General features: G+C 57.3%; 8 protein-coding genes. 2 read left to right on the top strand and 6 right to left on the bottom strand.

The features are described from left to right. Positions 1–12 precede the first annotated feature (12 nt). From kdsA to hemA, 6 genes are read right to left on the bottom strand one after another with little or no spacing between them, the layout of a single operon-like run. On the bottom strand, positions 13–867 hold the full coding sequence (gene kdsA / locus ETG88_RS06355; RefSeq protein WP_100779915.1) for a 3-deoxy-8-phosphooctulonate synthase: 855 nt from the start codon (positions 865–867) through the stop codon (positions 13–15). 36 nt (positions 868–903) lie between these two features. After that, complete coding sequence (sirB1, locus tag ETG88_RS06350; RefSeq protein ID WP_100779914.1) at positions 904–1,713, bottom strand: invasion regulator SirB1; 810 nt, start codon at positions 1,711–1,713, stop codon at positions 904–906. Between the two features lie 2 nt (positions 1,714–1,715). Continuing rightward, positions 1,716–2,108 (bottom strand): invasion regulator SirB2, encoded by a 393-nt coding sequence (sirB2, locus tag ETG88_RS06345; RefSeq protein WP_129034972.1) that lies wholly within the window; start codon positions 2,106–2,108, stop codon positions 1,716–1,718. After that, a complete protein-coding gene (gene prmC, locus ETG88_RS06340) occupies positions 2,105–2,935 on the bottom strand; it encodes a peptide chain release factor N(5)-glutamine methyltransferase (protein WP_129034971.1) in 831 nt (276 codons plus the stop codon). Before prmC ends, sirB2 begins: the two co-directional genes overlap by 4 nt. Next, the gene (gene prfA, locus ETG88_RS06335; protein ID WP_100779911.1) at positions 2,935–4,017 is read right to left on the bottom strand and encodes a peptide chain release factor 1; all 1,083 of its coding nucleotides are present in this window, start codon (positions 4,015–4,017) and stop codon (positions 2,935–2,937) included. Before prfA ends, prmC begins: the two co-directional genes overlap by 1 nt. 42 nt (positions 4,018–4,059) lie before the next feature. Then, positions 4,060–5,316 (bottom strand): glutamyl-tRNA reductase, encoded by a 1,257-nt coding sequence (hemA, locus tag ETG88_RS06330; RefSeq protein ID WP_107703423.1) that lies wholly within the window; start codon positions 5,314–5,316, stop codon positions 4,060–4,062. 210 nt (positions 5,317–5,526) lie between these two features. On the opposite strand from hemA, the gene lolB reads away from it, so the two are divergent. Next, a complete protein-coding gene (lolB, locus tag ETG88_RS06325) occupies positions 5,527–6,138 on the top strand; it encodes a lipoprotein insertase outer membrane protein LolB (protein WP_100779909.1) in 612 nt (203 codons plus the stop codon). Next, positions 6,135–7,004: a 4-(cytidine 5'-diphospho)-2-C-methyl-D-erythritol kinase gene (gene ispE, locus ETG88_RS06320; protein ID WP_129034970.1), complete on the top strand. Its 870-nt coding sequence runs from the start codon at positions 6,135–6,137 to the stop codon at positions 7,002–7,004. The genes lolB and ispE overlap by 4 nt, the downstream gene beginning before the upstream one ends. Positions 7,005–7,111 lie beyond the last annotated feature (107 nt).

The raw sequence follows: 7,111 nt of genomic DNA, 5'->3' as shown, positions 1-7,111 counted from the left end.
TTTGCTCAGAGATTAGTTGCTGGTATCCAGCTCATCGAAGCTCTTCACCAGATCGTCAATCGCTTTGATCTGTTTCAGGAACGGCTCCAGTTTATCCAGCGGCAGCGCGGATGGGCCGTCGCATTTCGCGTTGGCTGGATCCGGGTGCGCTTCGATAAACAGACCGGCCAGACCGGTCGCCATACCGGCACGCGCCAGCTCGGTGACCTGACCACGACGGCCGCTGGAGGCAGCACCAAACGGGTCACGGCACTGCAGCGCGTGAGTCACGTCGAAAATCACCGGGGAGTTGTTAGAGACTTTCTTCATCACACTGAAGCCCAGCATGTCGACCACCAGGTTGTCGTAACCGAAGTTTGCGCCACGGTCACACAGGATGACCTGGTCGTTGCCGCCTTCGATGAATTTATCAACGATGTTACCCATCTGGCCTGGGCTTACGAACTGGGGTTTTTTCACGTTGATGACTGCGCCGGTTTTCGCCATCGCTTCAACCAGATCGGTCTGACGCGCGAGGAACGCCGGAAGCTGAATCACATCCACCACGTCGGCAACCGGCTGCGCCTGAGACGCTTCGTGCACGTCGGTGATCACTTTCACGCCAAACGTCTGTTTCAGCTCCTGGAAAATCTTCATCCCCTCTTCCAGGCCCGGGCCACGGTAAGAGTTGATAGAGGAGCGGTTGGCTTTGTCAAAAGAGGCCTTAAACACATACGGAATGCCCAGTTTCTGGGTCACAGTCACGTAGTGCTCGCAGATACGCATGGCAAGATCGCGGGATTCCAGAACGTTCATGCCACCAAACAGCACGAACGGCAGGTCGTTTGCCACGTTGATATCACCAATGCTAACCACTTTTTGTTTCATAGGATCGCCTTATTCAGGTGTGAATCGGAATTAAGATTAATGCAGTGTAATTTGTTTATGCGCGATCGAGTTGATCTGCGCGCGAATCATTTCGCTTATCGGATCTTCCGGGCACTGCTCAACGAAGTAATTTAAATCGTTGAGGGCAACGTGCTCACATTCCAGCTGCGCGTAGATAAGGCCACGGTCGCGGATCTCGTACGGGTCTTCCGGATTGAACTGCAGCAGCACTTCGCTCGCGCGCAGGGCCAGCTCCATCTGCCGCTCTTCCATCAGCGCGGCTTTCAGCGTATCCAGCAGTTTACGTACCACTTCGGCGTTATCCGCCTCATCGAGATCTTCGTTAAACAGCTCTGCCACCGGGCTAATATTGCCCTTCAGCCAGACATCCAGCGTGTGCTCGTCCAGCGTGTCGCCATTGAACGGATTGATCAGCCACATTTCGCCATCCAGCCACTCCGCGCGCAAAATCATCTGCGTCGGGAAAATGACCGGCACCAGCGGAATATCTAGCCGGTTAGCGACCCACAGCAAAACAGCCCCCAGAGCAACGGCGCTGCCCTGACGGTTTTTCAGTACCTGATCCAGCCACAGCGCGTCGGAGAGGCGATACACGCCGCGCGTGTCGCAAAAGCCCCATTCGCCGTAAAACAGCTCGATCAGTTTTTCCAGCTGCCAGTCCTGAGGACGCGCTTCGCTGATCTCTTCACGCGCCAGGCTCGCCAGATTTTCCAGCTCATCGTAGACCCACTGCGAGGTGAAATCGTCACGGATCATCTCAGAGATCAGGACCATTCCATCGCAAAGCGGTACTTTATTAAATTCGAAATCGGCTAAGGACCTCATACTTACCCCAGTAACGGTATTCTTGTGGTGGCGAGTTTAATGATGATGTACAGCACCACCAGCCCCAGCAGGAAGGCGATAAAACCGGCCTGCTGGCTGCGCGGACGACGACGTCCAAGCGCGATAAAACCCAAAACGATGTAGATGATAACGCCAAACAGCTTTTCAGTCAGCCATGCGCCTTTATCAGTAAATGGCAGATAGCCCGTCAGCCACATCAGACCGGCGCCGGAAAGCAGCAAAACCGTGTCGATGCAGTACGGCACAACGCGCACCCAGCGGGCTTCGATGAGCGGATGGTTGCTGTAACGCCACCAGTAGCGCACCACAAAAAAGCTGATGGTCAGCACCACGGCGGCAATATGCACAGCGATCAACACGCTGAAGGCGCTCATGGCTTTTTCCCCAGCGTCAGGCGTTCGTTGCCGCCGTAGTCACGACAGGTTTCGACGCTCGCGTATCCCGCCGCGCTATACAGCGCACGGACCGCGGCCCCCTGCGTCCAGCCGTGTTCAAGCAGCAGCCAGCCGCCGGGTACCAGGTGCTCGCGAGCGGTCGTGATGATGTGTTCGATATCGGCCAGCCCGTCGTTCGCTGCAACCAGCGCCGTGAGCGGCTCAAAGCGCACATCCCCCTGCGACAAATGCGGGTCGTGCTCATCGATGTAAGGCGGATTGCTGACGATCATCTCAAAGGCGTGCTGCGCCAGGGCGGAAAACCAGCTGCTTTGATTTATCTGAACGTTACTGAAACCCAGACGCGCAAGATTGCGCTGCGCCAGGGCTACCGCGTCAGGCATTACGTCGACTGCGGTAATCTGACAATCGGGGCGCTCGCTCGCCAGCGCCAGCGCAATCGCGCCGGTGCCCGTGCCTAAATCCAGTATGCGACACGGACCGTCAGGCAGACGCGCCAGCGCCTGCTCGACCAGACACTCGGTGTCCGGGCGCGGTATCAGCGTGGCGGCTGAAACATACAGCGGCAGCGACCAGAACTCCCGTTCACCGGTCAGGTGCGCCACCGGCTCACCGGTTTTACGCCGGGCGAGCAGCGCCGCGAGCTGCGCTTCCTGTTCAGGCGTCAGCAGCGTCTCACCGAATGCCAGGAGATAAGTGCGCGCTTTTCCGGTGACATGTTCCAGCAAGATTTCGGCGTCGCGACGCGGGCTTTCACTGGTGGAAAGCTCGCTCGCGGCGGCACGTAACCAGGCCTGAAAATCCATTAGTCCTGCTCAGCCAGCGCTGCCAGCTGATCGGCCTGGTATTCCTGCACGATCGGCTCGATCAGGGAGTCGAGTTTGCCTTCCATCGTCTCATCCAGACGGTAAATCGTCAGGTTGATGCGGTGGTCGGTCACACGGCCCTGCGGGAAGTTATAGGTGCGGTTACGATCGCTGCGATCGCCGCTACCCAACAGGTTACGGCGCGTAGACGCTTCAGCCTGCTGGCGTTTCGCCATTTCGGCGGCGCGAATACGTGAGCCGAGCACCGCCAGGGCTTTGGCTTTGTTTTTGTGCTGGGAACGTTCGTCCTGACACTCCACCACGATGCCGGTCGGCAAGTGGGTAATACGGATCGCGGAATCAGTGGTGTTAACGTGCTGACCACCCGCGCCTGACGAGCGGAAGGTATCAATACGCAGATCGGCTGGATTGATATCCGGCAGTTCAGCTTCTGGCAGCTCCGGCATCACCGCAACGGTACAGGCAGAGGTGTGAATTCGCCCCTGAGATTCCGTCGCCGGGACGCGCTGCACGCGGTGCCCGCCGGACTCAAACTTCAGACGGCCATACACGCCGTCGCCGCTGATCTTGGCGATCACTTCTTTATAGCCACCATGTTCGCCTTCGTTGGCGCTCATGATTTCTACGCGCCAGCGGCGGGATTCCGCGTAGCGGCTGTACATGCGGAACAGATCGCCGGCAAACAGCGCGGCTTCGTCGCCACCCGTTCCGGCGCGAACTTCGACAAACGCGTTGCGCTCATCGTCCGGATCTTTCGGCAGCAGAAGAACCTGGAGCTGCTGCTCCATCTCTTCGGCGCGCGCTTTGGCGTCCTGCAACTCTTCCTGCGCCATTTCGCGCATTTCAGGGTCGTCGAGCATCATCTGCGCGGTTTCAATATCTTCCTGAACCTGCTGCCATTCAGTAAAGCAGCGCGCAACATCACTGAGCTGCGCATATTCGCGCGACAGGGCGCGAAAACGATCCTGGTCAGCAATAGTCGCGGCATCACCGAGCAGGGCCTGAACTTCTTCATGGCGCTCGTGCAAAGCTTCCAGTTTGGCGACGATAGAGGGCTTCATAGGCGTAAAATGCACCTTGTAATAGAAAATGGGTGTGTGGCGCTATTCCAGCCCGAGGCTGTTGCGCAGAATAGTCAGGCGTTCATCATCCCCGTCACGGGCTGCCTGTTGAAGTGATTTGGTTGGAGCATGGATCAACCGGTTGGTTAGCTTCCACGCCAGGTCCTGCATAATGACCTGCGGATCGCCGCCCTGCTCGAGGGCCGCCATCGCTTTGGCCGTCAGATCGTCACGTACCTGTTCCGCCTGACCACGGTATTCGCGAATCGTCTCGCTGGCGCTTTGCGCGCGCAGCCAGGCCATAAATTCGCTCGATTCCTGCTCGACAATCGTCTCTGCCTGCACCGCCGCCGCTTTACGCTGGGCGAGGTTGTGGGAAATGATACTTTGCAGATCGTCAACGCTGTAGAGATAGGCGTTTGCCAGCTTGCCGACTTCCGGCTCGACGTCGCGCGGGACGGCGATATCCACCAGCAGCATTGGCTGATTGCGGCGCGATTTCAGCGCACGCTCCACCATCCCTTTACCGATAATAGGCAGCGGGCTGGCGGTTGAACTGATAATGATGTCCGCGTCTTTCAGGCGTTCATCAATGTCGCTGAGGGCAATCACCTCTGCGCCCACTTCGTCTGCCAGTACCTGCGCGCGTTCGCGGGTCCGGTTGGCGATGATCATCTGCTTGACCTTGTGTTCGCGCAGATGACGCGCCACCAGCTCAATGGTCTCCCCGGCGCCGACGAGCAGCACGGTGACCGTTGAGAGCGATTCAAAGATTTGACGCGCCAGCGTACAGGCTGCGAAGGCAACAGAAACCGCACTGGCACCAATGTCGGTTTCGGTTCGCACACGCTTCGCCACGGAGAAAGATTTCTGGAACATGCGTTCCAGCTCGCTGGCTTTGAGATGGCCTTTCTGGGAATCGGCAAAGGCTTTTTTGACCTGCCCGAGTATTTGCGGCTCGCCAAGCACCAGCGAATCGAGGCCGCTGGCGACGCGCATCAGATGGCTGACCGCATCATTATCATGATGCCAGTACAGGCTGTTGCGCAGCTCTTCTTCGTTCAGATTGTGGTAGTCGCATAACCAGCGGATAAGCGCTTCGTGGAGGTTGTCTTGTTCTTCCACGCTCAGATATAGCTCAGTACGGTTGCACGTAGAGAGCACCACACCACCCTGCACCATCGGCTGGGCAAGCAGGCTATCCAGCGCCTGGTCGAGCGTATCCGGCGAAAACGTAACGCGTTCTCGCAGCGAAACCGGGGCTGTTTTGTGGTTGATACCGAGTGCTAAAAGGGTCATGTGAGCGGGAGTAGTACCAGCGTTAATAAGGTTAGCAAGTCGCATCATACAGGATGCGCGAGATCAATAAAAGAGAGTGCCCCCTTTCGGAGTAATAGCCGTTTCCGGCTAATTTCATGATTTAAGACAATATGAACGTAGACGCTGCCACCGCCCGGCGCTAGCATTAAGGGTTATAACTGCAACGCATTTCAAGGATTTGTCACGACTATGGCCCGATTCATTCGCTTGTTACCGCTGGCGGCGCTGGTTCTCACCGCCTGCTCGATTACTCCGCCCAAGGGCCCCGGCAAAAGTCCTGACTCACCGCAGTGGCGTCAGCATCAGCAAGAGGTGCGCAATTTAAGCCAGTATCAGACGCGCGGTGCGTTCGCTTATCTCTCCGATCAGCAAAAAGTGTATGCCCGCTTCTTCTGGCAACAAACCGGTCAGGATCGCTATCGTCTGCTGCTGCTGAACCCGCTTGGCAGCACTGAACTGGAGCTGAATGCCCAGCCAGGCACCGCACAGATCACCGATAACAAAGGCCAGCACTACACCGCGACAGATGCCGAAGAGATGATCGGCAAACTGACCGGTATGCCGATTCCGCTTAATAGCCTGCGCCAGTGGATCCTCGGTCTGCCGGGCGAAGCCACCGATTACAAACTCGACGACCAGTATCGCCTGAGCGAACTCAACTACACCCAGAACGGGAAAACCTGGAAAGTGGTGTACGGCGGGTATGACAGCGCGAGTAAACCGGCATTGCCATCCAATATGGAACTGACGGAAGGCAGCCAGCGTATCAAGCTCAAAATGGATAACTGGATCGTTAAATGATGAGCCAATGGCCCTCTCCGGCGAAGCTTAACCTGTTTTTGTACATCACCGGGCAACGCGCTGACGGCTACCACATGCTGCAGACGCTGTTTCAGTTTGTCGATTATGGCGACACGATCTCCATCGAACTGCGCGACGACGGCCAGATTCACCTGCTGACGCCCGTTGAAGGTGTTGCTCATGAAGATAATCTGATCGTGCGTGCCGCGCGGCTGCTGATGAACGCGGCGGCCGGCTCGGGAAGGCTTCCGGCGGGAAGCGGTGCCGATATCCATATCGAGAAACGCCTGCCGATGGGCGGCGGTCTGGGAGGCGGCTCTTCTAATGCCGCGACGATACTGGTTGCCCTGAACCATCTCTGGGGCTGCGGATTAACGCCTGATGAACTGGCCGCGCTGGGGCTTTCGCTCGGTGCCGATGTGCCGGTATTCGTTCGCGGTCACGCCGCGTTTGCCGAAGGGGTTGGTGAGATCCTCACGCCGGTCAGTCCACCGGAGAAATGGTATCTGATTGCCCATCCTGGTGTGAGTATTCCGACCCCGGTTATTTTTAAGGATCCGGCGTTGCCACGGGACACTCCCGTCCGGTCAATAGAAACGTTACTAAAATGTGAATTCAGCAACGATTGCGAGGTTATCGCAAGAAAACGTTTTCGCGAGGTTGATGCGGTGCTTTCCTGGCTGTTAGAATACGCCCCGTCGCGCCTGACTGGCACAGGATCCTGTGTTTTTGCTGAATTTGACACCGAATTCGCCGCTCGTCAGGTGCTAGAGCAAGCCCCGGAATGGCTGCATGGTTTTGTGGCGCGTGGGATGAACACTTCCCCGCTACAGCAGGCCATTCTGGCGCAGACTGAGTTTCGGTGACAACGTCACCCTGTTCCAGACGTTGCATCGCGCTCTTTAATACACCGCCTGGATAGCGTTCGCCTGGCCCGCACAGTTAGTGGCGAATGTTATCCACCATTGGACGC

It is taken from the genome of Lelliottia nimipressuralis (assembly GCF_004115925.1).
Taxonomy (GTDB): domain Bacteria; phylum Pseudomonadota; class Gammaproteobacteria; order Enterobacterales; family Enterobacteriaceae; genus Enterobacter; species Enterobacter nimipressuralis.
The sequence above is the reverse complement of the archived record's forward strand: the minus strand, read 5'-3'. Positions and strand labels throughout refer to the sequence as shown.

Coding starts and splice junctions, on each gene's coding strand:
- kdsA (WP_100779915.1), bottom strand. CDS start 867: ATGAAACAAAAAGTGGTTAGCATTGGTGATATCAACGTGGCAAACGAC.
- sirB1 (WP_100779914.1), bottom strand. CDS start 1,713: ATGAGGTCCTTAGCCGATTTCGAATTTAATAAAGTACCGCTTTGCGAT.
- sirB2 (WP_129034972.1), bottom strand. CDS start 2,108: ATGAGCGCCTTCAGCGTGTTGATCGCTGTGCATATTGCCGCCGTGGTG.
- prmC (WP_129034971.1), bottom strand. CDS start 2,935: ATGGATTTTCAGGCCTGGTTACGTGCCGCCGCGAGCGAGCTTTCCACC.
- prfA (WP_100779911.1), bottom strand. CDS start 4,017: ATGAAGCCCTCTATCGTCGCCAAACTGGAAGCTTTGCACGAGCGCCAT.
- hemA (WP_107703423.1), bottom strand. CDS start 5,316: ATGACCCTTTTAGCACTCGGTATCAACCACAAAACAGCCCCGGTTTCG.
- lolB (WP_100779909.1), top strand. CDS start 5,527: ATGGCCCGATTCATTCGCTTGTTACCGCTGGCGGCGCTGGTTCTCACC.
- ispE (WP_129034970.1), top strand. CDS start 6,135: ATGATGAGCCAATGGCCCTCTCCGGCGAAGCTTAACCTGTTTTTGTAC.